This is a genomic window from Mycobacterium sp. NTMscope_MAC_12 (assembly GCF_976985675.1).
The window spans coordinates 2,894,305-2,910,093 of sequence record NZ_CDRJYY010000001.1; the positions used below are offsets into that span (position 1 = coordinate 2,894,305).

The 15,789-nt window shown below is 69.3% G+C and carries 15 protein-coding genes; 1 reads left to right on the top strand and 14 read right to left on the bottom strand.

The window, feature by feature from the left end; all coding sequences use genetic code 11:
- Window positions 1–112 precede the first annotated feature (112 nt).
- The 6 genes from der to AC0KS4_RS13355 are packed head-to-tail and all read right to left on the bottom strand — an operon-like array spanning window position 113 to window position 5,474.
- Window positions 113–1,513: a ribosome biogenesis GTPase Der gene (der, locus tag AC0KS4_RS13330; protein ID WP_225328518.1), complete on the bottom strand. Its 1,401-nt coding sequence runs from the start codon at window positions 1,511–1,513 to the stop codon at window positions 113–115.
- Window positions 1,510–2,181: a (d)CMP kinase gene (cmk, locus tag AC0KS4_RS13335; protein ID WP_225328517.1), complete on the bottom strand. Its 672-nt coding sequence runs from the start codon at window positions 2,179–2,181 to the stop codon at window positions 1,510–1,512. The genes der and cmk overlap by 4 nt, the downstream gene beginning before the upstream one ends.
- A complete protein-coding gene (locus AC0KS4_RS13340) occupies window positions 2,178–2,921 on the bottom strand; it encodes a pseudouridine synthase (protein ID WP_014380296.1) in 744 nt (247 codons plus the stop codon). Before AC0KS4_RS13340 ends, cmk begins: the two co-directional genes overlap by 4 nt.
- Window positions 2,921–3,799: an SMC-Scp complex subunit ScpB gene (scpB, locus tag AC0KS4_RS13345; RefSeq protein WP_238956109.1), complete on the bottom strand. Its 879-nt coding sequence runs from the start codon at window positions 3,797–3,799 to the stop codon at window positions 2,921–2,923. The genes AC0KS4_RS13340 and scpB overlap by 1 nt, the downstream gene beginning before the upstream one ends.
- Window positions 3,796–4,614, bottom strand: a complete 819-nt coding sequence (locus AC0KS4_RS13350; RefSeq protein WP_225328515.1) for a segregation/condensation protein A — start codon at window positions 4,612–4,614, stop codon at window positions 3,796–3,798. Before AC0KS4_RS13350 ends, scpB begins: the two co-directional genes overlap by 4 nt.
- The gene (locus tag AC0KS4_RS13355; protein WP_225328514.1) at window positions 4,611–5,474 is read right to left on the bottom strand and encodes a ParA family protein; all 864 of its coding nucleotides are present in this window, start codon (window positions 5,472–5,474) and stop codon (window positions 4,611–4,613) included. The genes AC0KS4_RS13350 and AC0KS4_RS13355 overlap by 4 nt, the downstream gene beginning before the upstream one ends.
- Before the next feature lie 236 nt (window positions 5,475–5,710).
- Between AC0KS4_RS13355 and AC0KS4_RS13360 the strand changes: the two genes are divergently transcribed.
- Window positions 5,711–6,460 carry an O-methyltransferase gene (locus tag AC0KS4_RS13360; RefSeq protein ID WP_225328513.1) on the top strand — a complete coding sequence of 250 codons (750 nt, stop codon included), beginning with the start codon at window positions 5,711–5,713 and terminating at the stop codon, window positions 6,458–6,460.
- Between the two features lie 32 nt (window positions 6,461–6,492).
- Here the strand turns inward: AC0KS4_RS13360 and xerD are convergent, their stop codons facing one another.
- The 8 genes from xerD to AC0KS4_RS13400 all read right to left on the bottom strand — a co-directional run bounded on the left by xerD (window position 6,493) and on the right by AC0KS4_RS13400 (window position 15,781).
- A complete protein-coding gene (gene xerD, locus AC0KS4_RS13365) occupies window positions 6,493–7,434 on the bottom strand; it encodes a site-specific tyrosine recombinase XerD (RefSeq protein ID WP_225328512.1) in 942 nt (313 codons plus the stop codon).
- Window positions 7,431–8,054 (bottom strand): NUDIX domain-containing protein, encoded by a 624-nt coding sequence (locus AC0KS4_RS13370; RefSeq protein WP_238956110.1) that lies wholly within the window; start codon window positions 8,052–8,054, stop codon window positions 7,431–7,433. Before AC0KS4_RS13370 ends, xerD begins: the two co-directional genes overlap by 4 nt.
- Entirely contained in the window at window positions 8,047–9,798 is a 1,752-nt protein-coding gene (locus tag AC0KS4_RS13375) for a CTP synthase (protein WP_238956111.1), read from the bottom strand. Before AC0KS4_RS13375 ends, AC0KS4_RS13370 begins: the two co-directional genes overlap by 8 nt.
- A gap of 124 nt (window positions 9,799–9,922) precedes the next feature.
- The gene (locus AC0KS4_RS13380; protein ID WP_225328509.1) at window positions 9,923–10,876 is read right to left on the bottom strand and encodes a copper transporter; all 954 of its coding nucleotides are present in this window, start codon (window positions 10,874–10,876) and stop codon (window positions 9,923–9,925) included.
- A complete protein-coding gene (steA, locus tag AC0KS4_RS13385) occupies window positions 10,877–12,058 on the bottom strand; it encodes a putative cytokinetic ring protein SteA (RefSeq protein ID WP_225328508.1) in 1,182 nt (393 codons plus the stop codon).
- 192 nt (window positions 12,059–12,250) lie between these two features.
- A complete protein-coding gene (gene recN, locus AC0KS4_RS13390) occupies window positions 12,251–14,023 on the bottom strand; it encodes a DNA repair protein RecN (protein ID WP_225328507.1) in 1,773 nt (590 codons plus the stop codon).
- A 25-nt stretch (window positions 14,024–14,048) separates the two neighbouring features.
- Complete coding sequence (locus AC0KS4_RS13395) at window positions 14,049–14,975, bottom strand: NAD kinase (protein WP_225328506.1); 927 nt, start codon at window positions 14,973–14,975, stop codon at window positions 14,049–14,051.
- Entirely contained in the window at window positions 14,972–15,781 is an 810-nt protein-coding gene (locus AC0KS4_RS13400; protein ID WP_225328505.1) for a TlyA family RNA methyltransferase, read from the bottom strand. Before AC0KS4_RS13400 ends, AC0KS4_RS13395 begins: the two co-directional genes overlap by 4 nt.
- Window positions 15,782–15,789 lie beyond the last annotated feature (8 nt).

Genomic DNA, 15,789 nt, shown 5'->3' on the forward strand with positions numbered 1-15,789 from the left:
CGGTATCTCTCGGCACCATGAGGTGATGCGCAAACGTGCTAGCGCATGCGCTATCGGATTCGAGAGTCACCACTCGGTTCGGGAGAGGCGCCACCTTCCAAACGCCCAGCGCTCAGCGCCGCCGGGCACCCCGCTTTTCGCGCACCCGCACGTTGATCCGGATCGGCGACCCCTCGAAACCGAAGGTCTCGCGCAACCGGCGCTCCAGGAAACGCCGATACCCCGCCTCGAGAAACCCGGTGGTGAACAACACGAACGTCGGGGGCCGGGCGGTGGCCTGGGTGGCGAACAGGATGCGCGGCTGCTTGCCGCCGCGCACCGGGGGCGGGGTGGCGGCCACCACCTCTTTCAGCCAGGAATTGAGTGGGCCTGTGGCGATCCGCGCGTCCCACGACGCCAGTGAGGTCTCCATCGCCGGCACCAGCTTTTGCACGGCGCGGCCGGTCTTGGCCGAGATGTTGACGCGCGGCGCCCACCGCAACTGCGCCAGCTCGCGGTCGATCTCACGCTCCAGCAACTCGCGCCGGTCCTCGTCGACCAGATCCCACTTGTTGAAGGCCAGCACCAAAGCCCGGCCGGCTTCGATGACCATCGACAGCACCCGCTGATCCTGTTCGGTCAGCGGGTCCGACGCATCGATCAGCACGATCACCACCTCGGCCGCGTCGATGGCCGAGTGCGTGCGCACCGAGGCGTAGAACTCGTGTCCGCTGGCCTGACCGACCTTGCGCCGCAACCCGGCGGTGTCGACGAACCGCCACACCCGGTCGCCCAGCTCGATGAGCGAGTCCACCGGGTCCACCGTCGTCCCCGCGACATCGTGCACCACCGAGCGCTGATCGCCGGCCAGCTTGTTCAGCAGCGAGCTCTTGCCGACGTTGGGTTTACCGACCAGCGCCACCCGGCGCGGCCCACCGGGTTTGGGCCCCACCTCCGACACCGCGGGCAGCGCGGCCAGCACCTCGTCGAGCAGGTCGGCGACCCCGCGGCCGTGGATCGCGCTGACCGCGTGCGGCTCACCGAGCCCCAGCGACCACAACATCGCCGCGTCCGCTTCGGCCTTGTCGCTGTCAACTTTGTTGGCCGCCAAGAACACTGGCTTTCCCGACCGCAGCAGGATCCGGGCGGCGGCTTCATCGGCCGAGGTGGCGCCGACGACGGCGTCCACCACCAGGATCACCGCATCCGCGGTGCGCATGGCCACCGAGGCCTGCTCGGCCACCAGCTGTTGCAGCCCCTTCGCGTCCGGCTCCCATCCCCCGGTGTCCTGCACGACGAACCGCCGGCCGGTCCACAGCGCGTCGTAGGAGACCCGGTCGCGGGTGACGCCCGGGATGTCCTGAACCACCGCTTCGCGACGGCCCAGAATCCGGTTCACCAGCGTCGACTTGCCGACGTTGGGCCGGCCGACCACCGCCACCACGGGCGCCGGGCCGGCCTCCTCCTGTTCGTCGAGGCCGAATTCGACGGATTCCCAGTCGCTTTCGTCGCTCCACGTGCCGTCCTGAGTCACCGCACCGCCCCGCTTCGCTGCTTGACCAAGTCCCGTAGGTGGGTGATCACCTGCGCCTCGGTCATCTCACTGGTGTCGACGATCACCGCGTCGGGGGCCGCCCGCAGCGGCGACACCGCCCGGGTGGAATCCAGATGGTCGCGGCGGCGGACGTCGGCGAGCACGGCGTCGTAGTCGTCTGCCAGCCCGGCCGCCACGTTCTGATCGTTGCGCCGACGCGCCCGCGTTTCGGCGGACGCGGTCAAAAATATCTTTACCGGTGCGTCGGGCAGGACGACGGTGCCGATGTCGCGGCCCTCGACGACGACATCGCCCGGCCCAGCGGCCATCTCACGCTGCAGCTCGACCAGCCGGGCGCGCACCGCGGGCACCGCCGACACCGCCGAGACGGCGCCGGTGACGGCATCCCCCCGAATCTCGGTCGAAACATCCTCTCCGCCAAGGAAACACCGATCGCCGTCCACCGACAGCTGCGCTGTCGACCCGATCCGGCCGACCGCGTCGGCGTCGCCCGGATCGACGCCCGCACGCAACGCGGCCAGCGTCACCATCCGGTACATCGCCCCGGTGTCGAGGTAGCGGGCTCCTAAGGCGCGCGCCAATCCCTTTGACACCGAAGACTTTCCGGTCCCCGCCGGGCCGTCGATGGCCACCACAACCCCACTCACAGGCCCACCGCCTTGTAGAGCTGCCCGATCTCGTCGCGACCCAGCGCCCGGAAGCTGCCCGGCCGCTGCTTGCCGAGCGACACGGGTCCAATGTCGGTGCGCACCAACGCTTCCACCGGGAATCCGGCGGCCGCCAGGAGCCGACGCACGATGCGATTGCGGCCCTCGTGCAACGTGACCCGCACCAGCGTCTTGCCCGGGATCGCATCCACCACCGCGAACTCGTCGACCCGCGCGGGCCCGTCGTCCAACTCGATCCCGGCGCGCAGCGCCTTGCCGACCCCGCGGGGCACCGACCCGGTCACCGTGGCCAGATAGGTCTTGGGCACCTCGTGGGAGGGATGCATCAGCCGGTGCGCGAGTTCGCCGTCATTGGTCAGCAGGATCAGCCCTTCGGTGTCGGCGTCCAACCGACCGACGTGAAACAGGTTCTTGTTACCGCGAACTCGGCGTTCGATCAGATCACCGATACACGGCCGGCCGCGGTCGTCCGACATGGTCGAGTGCACGCCGCGCGGCTTGTTCAGCGCCAGATACACCTGCGAATCGTCCAGGACGATCCGGGCCCCGTCGACACGGATCACCGAGGCGTCCGGGTCGACGCGGGTGCCCAATTCGGTCACCACCTGCCCGTCGACCTCGACGCGGCCCTCGATGATCAACTTCTCGGCGGCCCGCCGCGACGCAATTCCGGCTTGGGACAACACCTTTTGCAGCCGGATCCCCTCAGCTTCGACCATCAATCCTGGTCCACGTCGAACGTCAGCGCCGGGTCGGCCGCCTGGCCACCGGAAAGTTTGATGAAACGTGGCTCGCTGTCCAGGGATTCGCTGAGGTCCTCGATCGTGTCCACGTCGGGCAGCAGCGGCGCGATGTCGGGCAGGTCGGCGAGCGACGTCAGCCCCAGGCGCTCCAAGAAGAGCTCGGTGGTGGCGAACGTCGTCGCGCCGCTGTCGTCGTCCACCCCGGCTTCGGTGATCAGGCCGCGCGCCAGCAGCGTGCGCATCACGGCGTCGACGTTGACGCCGCGGACCGCGCTCACCCGCGCGCGTGTCACGGGCTGGCGGTAGGCGACCACGGCCAGTGTCTCCAGCGCGGCCCGGGTGAGCTTGGACCGCGCCCCGTCCAGCAGCAGCTTCTCCACATACGGCGCGAACCGGGCGCGGGTGTACATGCGCCAGCCCTCGCTGTTCTTCCGCAGGTCGATCCCGCTGTCGCGGGCGGTCAGTTCCTCGGCCAGCTCCTGCAGCCTGGTGGCGATCCGATACACCGGCTGTTGCGTGGCCGACGCCAGCGCCTCCGCGGTGACCGGCGTGTCCACCACCAGCAGCAGCGCCTCCAGCACGGAGCCGAGTTCCTCGGACTCCATCGGCGCGGCCTCGGCGATGTCCGGGATGCCGACGTCGAGGTCGGAATCCAGGTCGACGTCGGGATCGATGTCGTCGCTGGGTCCGGCACCGTTCAGATGCCGTTCCTCCGCATCGCTGCGCTCTGCGTCGTCACCGGCAGTGCCGAAGCGCCGTTCCTCCGCATCGCTGCGCTCTGCGTCGTCACCGGCAGTGCCGAAGCGCCGTTCCTCCGCATCGCTGCGCTCTGCGTCGTCACCGGCGCCGTTCATGATTCGTCCCGCACTTCTACCAAGGCTTCACTGACCGGACGTTCCCCGGTCCACGAAATTTGGAGCACGCCAAGCGGCTCTGACTGGTCGAATGCTACCGCCCGCGACCGATACAGTTCGAGAAGCGCCAGGAACCGCCCGACCACCTCCATCGACGCCTCACAGTCGGCCACCAGCTCGGAGAACGTCGCCCACGCCCCGCTGCCCCGCGCCTGAAGGATCGCCAACAGCTTCTTGGCCTGCTCGGGAACCGAGACCTGCACCTCGTGCAGGTGGGCCACCGACACCGTCGGGACGGGCCGCGGGCTGAACGCGATCGCCGCGATCTGGGCGAAGCGGTCGGCGTCGACGCCGATCATCACCTCGGGTAGCAGCTCGGTGAACCGGTCCTCCAGCGACACGGCGCGCGGGTAGCTGCGCAGCGCGGTGGCCTCCAGCTCGGCGAACATCTCGGCGACGTGTTTGAACGCGCGGTACTGCAGCAACCGGGCGAACAAAAGGTCGCGCACCTCCAGCAGCGCCAGGTCCTCGTCGTCGTCGACCTGCCCGGCCGGCAGCAACCGGGCGGCCTTCAAGTCGAGCAGGGTGGCGGCCACCACCAGGAACGCGGTGGTCTCCTCGAGCTCCATCTGGGGACCGATTTCGCGGGTGTAGGCGATGAAGTCGTCGGTGACCTGGTGCAGCGCCACCTCGGTCACGTCGAGGCGATGGGCGAAGATCAGCTGCAGCAGCAGATCGAACGGCCCCTCGAAATTGGTCAGGCGGACCTGAAAGCCATTCTGTTGGGGCGCCTCACCATTTGCGGTCGCGTTCACGCGCCGAATCGGTCGATGAACTCGCGGGCCAGCGCGCGATAGGCGACGGCCCCGGTGGATCGCGGGGCCCACGTGGTGATGGGTTCGCCGGCCACGCTGGTCTCCGGGAACCGGACGGTTCGGGTGATGACGGTGTCGAACACCAGGTCGCCGAACCGCTCCACCACCCGGGCCATCACTTCGCGCGAGTTGACCGTGCGCGGGTCGTACCGCGTCAGCAGGATCCCGCTGATCTCCAGCTTCGGGTTGAGCCGGTCGCGTACCTTGTCGACGGTGTCGGTGAGCAGCGCCAGGCCGCGCAGCGAGAAGTACTCGCACTCGGTGGGAATCACCACCCCGTCGGAACAGGCCAGGCCGTTGACGGTGAGCAGGCCCAGCGACGGCTGGCAGTCGATCAGCACGTAGTCGTAGCGATCCAGCACCGGGTGCAGCGCCCGGCCCAGCGTCTGCTCGCGTCCCACCTCGTTGACCAGCTGGATCTCGGCTGCCGACAGGTCGATGTTGGACGGCACCAGATCCATGTGCTTGACCCGGGTTTGCAGCAGCACGTCGTCGATCGACACCCGCGGCTCCACCAGCACGTTGTGGATGGTCTTTTCCAGCTCGTAGTGCGGGACGCCCAGGCCGGCGGACAGCGCGCCCTGCGGATCCATGTCCACCAACAGCACCCGGCGGCCGTACTCGGCGAGCGCGGCACCCAGGTTGATGGTCGACGTGGTTTTCCCGACGCCACCCTTCTGGTTGCACATGGCGACGACTTTGGCCGGGCCGTGCGAGGTGCGCGGCTGTGGCTCCGGGATCGCCCGCGGCGGCCGCCCGGTCAGGCCGAGCTCGACGCCGTTGTCCGGCTGCTCGGTCATGGCGGGGGTGTTCGGGAGGTGAACATCGACCGAAAGTCTAACGGGTCCGCGCGCCGAAACCCGGCGACCCGCAGGCAATTAACCAGCCAATACGAGGGGAAATCGGTGGTGAAACGCACATCCCGACAGCCTATTCACTCCAGTCACAGCAGCACCAGTTTGGGGGGGCGATGCGCCTGCCGAAAAATGCTGTCGCCGGTGCTAGCACTGTCGGCGATCGGCCTATCGTGGCCCCTATGGATCTCAAGCGACGGATACCCCTGCTGCGGTGGTCGGTCTGGCGGATGGCCCCCGGGGTCAAGAACATCAACACCACGGGTCAGATCGGTGACGGGCGCGAAGCGGCCGCCGTCGAGTACGTCCTGCGCAACGCCCGGGCGGGCGACGTCGACGACGTGCTGGCCACCATCGACAAGTTCGCCTACGAGAAGTCGATGCTGATCAACGTCGGCGACGAGAAGGGGCTGCTGCTCGACGCCGCCGTGCGGCGCGCCGATCCGGCGCTGGCCCTCGAATTGGGCACTTACTGCGGCTACGGCGCGCTGCGCATCGCCCGGGCCGCGCCGAAGGCGAAGGTGTACTCGGTCGAACTCGCCGAGGCCAACGCGGCCAACGCCCGCCAGATCTGGGCGCATGCCGGCGTCGCCGACCGCGTGACCTGTGTGGTCGGGACCGTCGGCGACGGTGGCCGCACCCTGGATGCGCTGGCCGATCACGGGTTTGCCGCCGGCGCACTCGATTTCGTGTTCCTCGATCACGACAAGGACGCCTACCTGGACGACCTGAAGAGCATCCTCGATCGGGGCTGGCTGCATCCGGGGTCGATCGTGGTCGCCGACAACGTGCGGGTGCCGGGCGCGCCGAAGTACCGCGCGTACATGCGCCAACAGCAGGACAGACTGTGGAACACCGTCGAACACAAGACCCACCTCGAGTACCAGTCGCTGATGGCCGACCTGGTGCTGGAGTCGGAATACCTGGGCTGAAAAGAGCGGGGGTTACCGCGCCCGAGCGGGGGTTACCGCGCCCGCGGGTGGGCCTCGGCCCACACTTCGCGCAGCGCGTGCACGGTCACCATTGTGTAGATCTGCGTCGTCGTCACCGAGGCGTGCCCGAGCAACTCCTGCACGACGCGCACGTCGGCGCCGCCCTCGAGCAGGTGGGTGGCAAACGAATGCCGCAGCATGTGCGGCGACACCCCCGAGGTGATCCCGGCGCGCTCGGCCGCGTCCTGCAGGACCTGCCACGCGCTCTGGCGCGACAGCCGCCCGCCACGCACATTGAGGAAGATGGCCGGCGTCCCGCGCCCGCGGCGCGCCAGATCCGAACGCCCGCGCACCAGATAGGCGTCCAGCGCGGCCACGGCGGGCCGCCCGATCGGGACCAGTCGCTGCTTACCGCCCTTGCCGCGCAACAACACTGACCTGGCCTGGGTGTCGACGTCGTCCACGTCGAGGCCGACGGCTTCGGAGATGCGCGCGCCGGTGGAGTACAGGAGTTCCAGCAGCGCGCGGTTGCGCAGGGTCAGCGGGCCGTCGGCCGGGCTCTCGCCCCCCGCACCCTCCAGCAACGCCAGGACCTGGTCGATGGTCAGGCTTTTGGGCAGCCGGCGGCCGGGCGTGGGCGGGCGGACCGCGCGCGCCACGTCGAGTTCGGCCAGCCCTTCGGCCGCGGCGAAGCGGTGCAGGCCGCGCACCGCGATCAGCGCCCGAGCCGCCGACACCGCCGACAGCGCCGCCGCCCCGGTCTCGGGGTCGCCGCGGCGCAGCGCCACCAGGAACTCGCTGACATCGTCCTCGCCCACCTTGGCCAGATCGTGAATTCCGCGGTCCGACAGGTGTTTTGTGTAGCGGCGCAAGTCGCGGCGATACGAGCTCAGGGTGTTCGCCGCGACGCCGCGCTCGATCGTGAGGTGGTCGAGGTAACCCTGGAGTTGGGTATCCAGCGCCACCGTCGTCATGGCCCGGCCTTTCGGGCCGCGAACGCCGTCGGCCTGTCGATCCAGGGACTGTCCACCGGCCGCGGCCGCGCGAACCCTTCGGTGACGGCATGGGCCGCCAAGATCCCGGCGATGGCAATGGAATTCACGACGTCGCCGCTGAAGACCCGGCGGGCGGCCTCCGCGATGGGAACCCAGCTCATCGTCATGTCGGCTTCCTCGTGATGCGCCTCGGGCCTGCCCACCTCGGTCAGGTCGGTGGCCAGATAGATCCGCACCGATTCGTCGCTGAAGCCGGGCGCGGAGTTGAGGTCGACCAGCACCTGCCAGGTGGCCGCCCGCAGGCCGACCTCCTCGTGGAGTTCACGGGCGGCCGTCTGCTGCGGCGGCTCCCCCGCGACGTCGAGCAGCCCGGCTGGCAACTCCCAGAGCCGCCGGCCGAACGCGTGCCGGTATTGGTAGACCAACGGGATGTTGTTGTCGGCGTCCAGCGCCGCGATGGCGACCGCCCCGTAGTGCTCGACGACCTCACGCACGGCGGTGGTGTCGCCCGGCATCCGCACCCGGTCGCTGCGTAGCGCGAAAATCTTTCCGGTGTACAGCGTTTCGGAGGACGCCGTTTCGAAGACGTGCTCAGCCACGGGACGCGGGCTCAGGTATGGGCCGCGCGGCGCTGTCCCGATGCTGGATGCCGTTGGACGACTGCTCGGGGATTTCCACCGGCAACCGTTCGCCGGCTTTGTAGTCGAGGGCCGCCCCGACGAATGCGACGAACAACGGGTGCGGCCGGGTGGGCCGGCTCTTGAGCTCCGGATGAGCCTGCGTGCCGACGATGAAGGGGTGCACGTCCGGCGGGTACTCGACGAACTCGACCAGGTGGCCGTCGGGTGAGGTGCCGGAAAACCTGAGTCCGCTTTCCGCGATCTTGTCGCGGTAGGCGTTGTTGACCTCATAGCGGTGCCGGTGCCGTTCGGACACCTGCGTCGCGCCATACGCCTGGGCCACAATCGAATCCGGTTCCAGCACGGCGGGATAGGCGCCCAGCCGCATGGTGCCGCCGAGGTCCGCCTCCCCGGCGACGATGTCGACCTGGTCGGCCATCGTGGAGATGACGGGATCCGGTGTGTCCGGGTCGAATTCGGCCGAGTTGGCCTCGGTCAGGCCGGCCGAGCGGGCGGCCTCGATCACGATGCATTGCAGCCCGAGGCACAGGCCCAGCACCGGCAGGCCCCGGGCGCGCGCGTAGTGGATCGCGCCGAGCTTGCCCTCGATGCCGCGGATGCCGAACCCGCCCGGAATCAGCACACCCTGCACGTCGGCCAGCGCCGCCGCGGCACCGGGCCCGGTCTCGCAGTCATCGGACGCCACCCAGAGCAACTCGACCTTGGCGTGGTGCTTGAAACCGCCGGCGCGCAGCGCCTCGGTGACCGACAAGTAGGCGTCGGAGAGCTCAACATACTTGCCCACCAAGGCGATTCGCACCGTTTCATGGGGCTCATGCACCCGGCGCAGCAGGTCGTCCCATTCGGTCCAGTCGACGTCGCGGAACGGCAGGTTGAGCCGGCGCACCACATAGGCGTCGAGTTCTTCGCGGTGCAGCACCTTCGGAATGTCATAGATCGACGGCGCGTCCGGGGTGGAGATCACACCGTCGATGTCGACGTCGCACATCAGCGCGATCTTGTTCTTCAGCGCCTCGGGAACGTCGCGGTCGCAGCGCAGGATCAGCGCGTCCGGGGTGATACCGATGCTGCGCAGCGCGGCCACCGAGTGCTGGGTGGGTTTGGTCTTGAGCTCGCCCGACGGGGCCAGATACGGCACCAGCGAGACGTGCAGGAAGAAGACGTTCTCGCGGCCCAGGTCGTGACGCACCTGGCGGGCCGCCTCCAGGAAGGGCTGCGACTCGATGTCGCCGACGGTGCCGCCGATTTCGGTGATCACCACATCGGGGCGGTTGCCCTGCGCGTCGGGCTGGGCCATCGCCATGATGCGCCCTTTGATCTCGTCGGTGATGTGCGGGATCACCTGGACGGTGTCGCCGAGGTACTCACCGCGTCGTTCCTTGGCGATGACGCTCGAATACACCTGCCCCGTAGTGACATTCGCCGAACCGGACAGATCGCGATCCAGGAACCGCTCGTAGTGGCCGACGTCGAGGTCGGTCTCGGCGCCGTCCTCGGTGACGAAGACCTCGCCGTGCTGGAACGGGTTCATGGTGCCCGGGTCGACATTGAGGTACGGATCGAGCTTTTGCATCGTCACGTACAGCCCGCGCGCCGTCAGTAGCTGACCGAGGCTGCTGGCGGTCAATCCCTTACCCAACGAGGATGCGACGCCCCCGCTGACGAAGAGGTGCTTGGTGGCGGTTTGCGGGTGCTTTCGCAACAGGCGACCTCCGTGAAGACGGGCAGGGCTTGAAAAATGTTTCTAGCGAACAACTAGATGGGCCTGCCGACCCACGGAAACCCACCCTAACATCCACGGCGCCGAGCGGCGTTGAACACGCCCGCTACTGCGGCACCGTGATCGACGTCGCCCCATGACCCGTGCCGTACTGGCCCGCGTGACCGCCGCCCAGCAGGTCATGCAGACCAAGCACCGCGGTGATGCGTCCCGGCGCGGCGTCCACGTCGTCGACCGTGCTGATCGCGGAGTTCAGGGCGGCGTCGGCGCGGGCCACGGCGACGGCGGCACCGCCGGTCGCCGAACCGTCGCGCCCGGCGAGCAGCGTGCCCGAGCCGTGCGGGGCCAGCGCGGCCGCGAACCGTGCCACGCTCGCCCCCTGGTTCCCGGCGTCCTGAGGCAGCGATCCGCCGGTGACGACCAGCGCGGCGTTGGCCGCGCCCATGTGATCGGTGGCCTGATACGTGATGAAGCCGGTGTCGCGCAGCGCCGCCAGCACGGTGTTGCGCTGGGTGTCTGACACTTCTGGCACCGCCGGACCTGCGGGGTTGGGGTTGGCCAGCAGCGCGATGCCCATCAGGTCACCCGCCTGCGAACCCTGGTCGACGAGCTTGGTGCTCAGCTGCTGACCGGCGGGCAGCACCGACGAGTTCACCACCGTCTGCAGCTTCTCCGCCGAGTTGGCCTCGACGAATTCCTGGGTCAGCGACACCGTCCCGGTCACCGTGCCGCCGGCCTGACCGATGAACTTCGACACCGTAGCCACGTCGTCGTCCTTGGCGTCCGGGGTGCGAAACACCACCACCGACTTGCCGGCCAGCGCGTCGTGCACGATCCGGCCGACCAGCTGGGTGTCGAAATTGTTTGCCGCGCTGAGCTTTTCGTTCAGCACGTTCTTCTGGTCGTTGAGCCCGCTGATCTGGGTGTTCAGGTCCTTCTTCTCGTCACGCAGGCTCGACAACAAGGTGTCCGACAGGAAGCCGGAGCCCAGCACGACGCCCACGGCCAGCGCCAAGAACACGGCGGCCAGCGACAACGCATGTTGGCGTAACGAGATCATCTAGGTCACCCACTTCTGCACCATCAGGCAGAAGTGGTTCCAGTAGTCGGTGACCCAGTGCAGCACCACGCCGTCGGTGCGCGACACCCACAGCGCGACGATGACGGCGATCAGCATCGTCAGCGCCAGCAGCGCGATGGCCCCCGCCGAGATGTGGTTGCGGTACAGGGTGGCCACGGCCTTGGCGTCCACCACCTTCTCCCCCACCCGCAGCCGGGTCAGGAAAGTGGACGGGTTGCTGTGGGCGCGGGTGCGGTCGAAGAACGTCTCGATGTTGGCGGTGTGGCCGGCGGTCACCAGCAGCGCGGCGCCGTGGTGGTCGGCCAGCAGCAGGGCGAGGTCGATCGCCGACCCCGCGGCCGGGAACGTCATCGCCCCGACGCCGAGATCCTGGATGCGTTCGAGCCCGGGCGCGTGCCCGTCGGCGTCGGCGGGCAGCACGACCTGGGCCCCGCACTTGAGCGCGTCGGTGCTGATCTGGTCCGGGTCGCCGACGATCACCTGCGGCCGATAACCCGCCTTGCGCAACACGTCCGCGCCGGTGCCCACACCGATCAGCGCCGGCTGATACTCCTTGATGAACGGCTTGAGCGACTTCAGGTCGTCCTCGGCGCTGGGCTCGTCGGCGACGATCACCACGTGTCGGCGGCGCAGGTCGACGTCCACGTCGGGGATGCCGATGCCGTCGATCAGCAGCGGGCTCTCGCTCTTGATGAACTCGATGGTGTTGCCGGCGAACGCCTCCAGATGGGCCGACAGGCCGCTCTTGGCCTCCCGCATCAGGTCGGCGATGTCATGGTCGGTGCGTTCGGTGCCGCGGACCAGCCGGCGATCGCCGGCGTACACGCCGCCCTCGTGCAGGCGGATCTTGGCGCCGTCCTTGACCTTCTTGAAGATGTCGGGTCCGGCCTCGTCGATCAGGGTCACCCCGTTGTTGACCAGCACCTCGGGTCCCAGGTTGGGGTAGCGGCCCGACACCGACGGGGATGCGTTGACGACCGCGGCGATATCGGCCTCCACCAGGGCGTCCGCGGTGATGCGATCCAGGTCCAAAATGTCGAGCACGACGATGTCGCCGGGGCAGACCCTGCGCAGCAATCGATCGATGTTCCGGTCGACGCGCGCGGTGCCGACGAGGCCCGGCCGGGCGGGATTACGGGAAAGCAGGCCTGACATCTTCATGGGGGCGATTCTGTCGGTGATGCCCGGACGACGCGGGGAGGCGCGCCGTAACATTAGCCCCAGAAGTTATCTAGAGTCCCATTAGTAACAGCTGGGTGCCGAACCGGTCTCGAACGTCGGCTTGATGCGGCGACACGCCGTCGATGCCCGCCACACGTCCACGCTCGCGGAGAAGGGGCGGCCGCTCGGGCCTCAGATCTCGTCCTTCTGCGCCGCCTCGAGCAGCTCGCGGGCGTGCGCGCGGCCGCTGTCGGATTCGCCCAGCCCGGCCAGCATCCGCGCCAGCTCGGCGACCCGCTCGTCGCCGCCCAGGCGCCGCACCACGCTGGTCCCCTTCGGCCCGGCCGCATGCACCACCAGGTGCACGTCGGCGTACGCCGCCACCTGCGGCAGATGCGTGACCACGATGACCTGGTGGGTGCGCGCCAACCGCGCCAGCCGGCGCCCGATCTGCACCGCCGCCCGTCCGCCCACCCCGGCGTCGACCTCGTCGAACACCATCGTGGTGCCCGCGGCCTCCTTGCGGGACGTGGCCAGCACCACCTCCAAGGCGAGCATCACCCGGGACAGCTCGCCACCGGAGGCGCTCTTGGCCAGCGGCAGCTGGTCCATGCCGCGGTGCGCCGCGAAGCCGAACTCGACCTGGTCGACGCCGTCGGCGCCGGCCCGGACGAGCTCGCCCGACGGAAGCCGCAGCGCGGCCGAGTCGTCGGAGGCCGACGCGGCATCCGTTGCGGCATCCAACGTCACGTCGATGCTGAATTGGGCGTCAGCCATCGCCAGCCCGGACAGCTCGGCGGTGACCTCCTTGGCGAGTCGCTTGGCGGCCTTGCGCCGTATGTTGCTGAGATCGACCGCGGCCCCGGCCAATTCGCGGCCGAGCTCATCGACCCGGGCCGCCAGCGCCGCCAACCCCTCCTCGGAGACGTCGAGCTGGGCCAGCCGCTGCCGCGACTCCTGTGCCCACCCGAGCACCCCGTCGACGTCCGCGGCGTACTTGCGGGTCAGGGTGCGCAGTTCGGCTTGCCGGGCCAGCTTGGATTCCAGCGCACTGGCGTCGACCGGCAGCTCCTCGAGGAACCCGCCCAGTTCGCCCGCCGCGTCGACGAGCACGGTCAGCACCTCGCCGATCTGGCCGGCCAACGCCACCAGCTTTGCGTCATCGGTGGATTCCAGTGCGGCCCTTGCCTTTCCCAGGCTGTCGGTCGCACTGAGGCCCGAGCCGTCCGTCTCCTCGGAGGACAGCGCCGCGCGGGCGGTGGCCGCGGCCTCGCGCAGGGTGTCCAGTTCGGAGAGCCGCACGATCTCGGCGACCAGGGCTTCGTCCTCACCGGGTTGCGGGTCGACGGCGTCGATCTCGTTGAGGGCGAACGTCAGCCGGTCGGCCTCCAGCGCGAGCTCGCGCATGCGGTTGCGGCGGTCGAGCAGGTCGCGCCGCGCCGACAACCAGGCGTCGCGCAGTTTGCAGTACCGCTCGAGCGCGGGCCCGGCCTTGGCGAACCGGTCCAGCGCGCCGCACTGCTCCTCGGGCCGGATGAGGCGCAGTTGGTCGTTCTGCCCGTGCAAGGTCAGCAGCCCGGCGGTGAAGTCGCCCAGTGACTTTGCGGGCACGCTGCGCCCGCCGAGGTAGGCCCGCGACGGCCCGTCACGGCTGACCGAGCGCAGCGCGATCACGCTGCCGTCCTCGTCGCGTTCCGCGCCCGACGCGTCCAGCATCTCGTCGAGCTTCGCGACCATGGCCTCGTCGAGATCGGCTGTGGCAAAACGTCCTTCGACGACCGCCCGCTCGGCCCCCGACCGGACCCGGGTGGCGTCGGCGCGGGCGCCGCCGAGCAGGTGCAACCCGGTGACCACCATGGTCTTTCCGGTCCCGGTCTCCCCCGTCAGCACGGTCAGGCCGCGGTCGAACTCGCCGACCGCCGAGCTGATCGCCCCGAGCGACTCGATACGGATTTCAGTCAGCATTCAGTCAGGATCCTGTGCTGCGCCGTCAGTTTCCGCGCCACCCGGTCACCGGCAGCCGGAACTTGCGCACCAACCGGTCCGTGAACGGGGCGCTGTCCAGCCGGGCCCACTTCACCGCCGTGTCACAACGTTTCACCTCGATCCGGCTGCCGGCGGGGATCAGCATCTCCCGGCGGCCGTCACAGAACACCAGGGCGTCGTGGCCGTCCGCCTCCACCTCGATCGCGATGGTGGCGTTCGGGCTGGTGACCATGGGGCGACCGAACAGCGCGTGAGCGTTGTTGGGTACCACCAGGATTGCCTCGAGGTCGGGCCAGAGCACCGGACCGCCCGCGGAGAACGCATAGGCGGTGGAGCCCGTCGGCGTCGACACCAGGACGCCGTCGCAGCCGAAGGCGGACACCGGCCGCCCGTCGATCTCGACCACCACCCCGAGCACGCCGAGCCGGGGACCCTTTTCCAGGCTGACTTCGTTGAGCGCCCAGCCGTGCGCGGAGACTTTCCCGCCCTGGCGCACGACCACGTCGAGCGTCAGGCGGTTCTCCACCCGGTAGTCCTGTGCGACAACGTGATCCAGCACCCGGTCGATGGCTTCGGCCTCGGCCTCGGCCAAAAAGCCGATCCGCCCGAGGTTCACGCCCAGCACCGGGATGTCGGCGTTGCGCGCCAGCTCGGCGGCCCGCAGGAACGTCCCGTCGCCGCCGAGGACCAGCACCAGTTCGCAGCCTTCGGCGGCCTGCGGGTCGGCGTTGACGACCTCGATCTCGACACCCATCGCCCGCATGTCGTCGGGGGCCAGGTGCAACGGTCCCCTGTCGACCGCCTCGGCGGACAGCACCCGGAGCCCGATTCCGTTGTCGCCCAGCGTTTTCTGTACGCGGCGGGCCGTCTCGGTGGCTTCTTCGCGGCCGGTGTGGACGACCATCAAGACGGTACGTTCGGCTGGAGTCACTGCGGCCCGCTTTCCACCGCGTGCCGCACCGCCGCCACCAGGGCGTCGCCGACGAGCGGACGATCGGCCCGGGCGCGCAGCCGAAGAAAGTATTCGACGTTGCCCGACGGACCCGGTAGCGGGCTCGCCGTGACGTCGACGGTGTGCCAACCCAGCTCGGCGGCGCGGCGCGCGACGGACGACACGGCGTCGGCGCGCAGGCCCGGGTCGTGCACCACACCGCCCGCACCGACCTGGCCCTTCCCCACCTCAAACTGTGGCTTCACCATGGGAACGATATCCGCGTTCGGTGCGGCGCATCCAGCCAGCGCCGGCAACACCGTGGCCAGCGAGATGAACGACAGGTCGGCCACGACGAGGTCGGCGGGCCCGCCGATCGCCTCGGGTGTCAGGTCGCGAACGTTGGTCCGCTCGACGACGACGACCCGCGCATCGCTGCGCAGGGACCACGCCAACTGGCCGTATCCCACATCCACGGCGACCACCTCGGTGGCCCCGCGATCCAGCAGGACTTCGGTGAAGCCGCCCGTCGACGCGCCGGCATCCAGGCAGCGGCGGCCCGCGACGGAAATCCCGAAGGCGTCCAGGGCGCCGATGAGTTTGTGCGCCCCGCGCGAGACCCAGCCGCGTTCGCCGTCGGTGACCACGGTCAGGGCGGCGGTGACGGCGACGGCGGTGCCGGGCTTGCGCGCGGGCATCCCGTCGATGCTGACCTTGCCGGCGTCGATCAACTCCGCGGCCTGCTGACGCGACCGGGCCAGGCCGCGCCGCACCAGCTCGGCGTCAACGCGGGCGCGTCGAGACATGCGCGCAC